At 36.4% G+C, this 910-nt stretch carries 1 protein-coding gene; it reads right to left on the bottom strand.

What is annotated here, in order from left to right; translation table 11 throughout:
- Window positions 1-8 precede the first annotated feature (8 nt).
- Window positions 9-854: a transposase gene (locus tag BW716_RS35025; RefSeq protein WP_220388919.1), complete on the bottom strand. Its 846-nt coding sequence runs from the start codon at window positions 852-854 to the stop codon at window positions 9-11.
- Window positions 855-910: the final 56 nt, after the last annotated feature.

Genomic DNA, 910 nt, shown 5'->3' with positions numbered 1-910 from the left:
GAAGTTGTTTAGTCTTTTAATTTTTTACAAAAGAGGACTAAGATTGCGATCCATTGTAATGCTCTCCAGTTAGCCGCTTTTGTTTCAAATCTAATTATTAATGCTTTGAAGCTATCCATCCAGGCATTTGCTTGTTCGATCTTGTAGCGTCTTTTATATAATTGATCATCAAAGTATTGATATGACTCACTGGTTTGCTTGCTATTACGGGAATTGGTAGCGATATTAGCTTCCAATTCCTTTTCCATACAGTATTCTCTGAATTCTCCTCCATCAAATCCTGCATCTGCATTTAAGAACAATCCTTTCGTATTTATTGTAGCCTCTTCGAGGGTGGTTAGCATTTCTTCAAAAGTTGAAACAATATTATAAAGATCATTGTGATTGCCGGATTGTGGCTCGCTTACACTAAGTATCTGGCCTTGATTGTCACTCAAAAACAAACTATTACTCGTTTTGCATGATTTTCGACCCTGATAGCCTACTGCATAGCCTCCTCGCTTCGATGGTGTATGACTTCCATCTAATTGAATCGAAGACAAATCAAGGATTTGGCGATTTTCCTTTAAAAGATTTATCCAGATAAGTTTCCACGATCCATCGCTGCTCCATTTATTAAAGTAGTAATACACGCCTTGCCACGTAATTTCACCATTGGGGAAATATTCTTTAATACTTAATTCTCGCCACTGACAGCCCGTTTTTAACCGTTTTAATATCAAGCTTACTACTTTCACCAAATCCACTTTTGACTTATATCCTCGCTTTCCTATACTTAAATGCGGCAATATCCATTTTCTTATTATACCTTCGCTTATGATTCCCAGGGTAGTATCTTTTGGTTCGCAAAACAAAGATCAACTATTCCTGGGTTTCGTGTTTGTATAAAGACAATTCAATAAAGACTAAA

This window comes from [Flexibacter] sp. ATCC 35208, assembly GCF_001975825.1.
GTDB lineage: Bacteria > Bacteroidota > Bacteroidia > Chitinophagales > Chitinophagaceae > Chitinophaga.
Note: the sequence above shows the minus strand (reverse complement) of the source record. Positions and strands in the feature narration are given on the sequence as shown.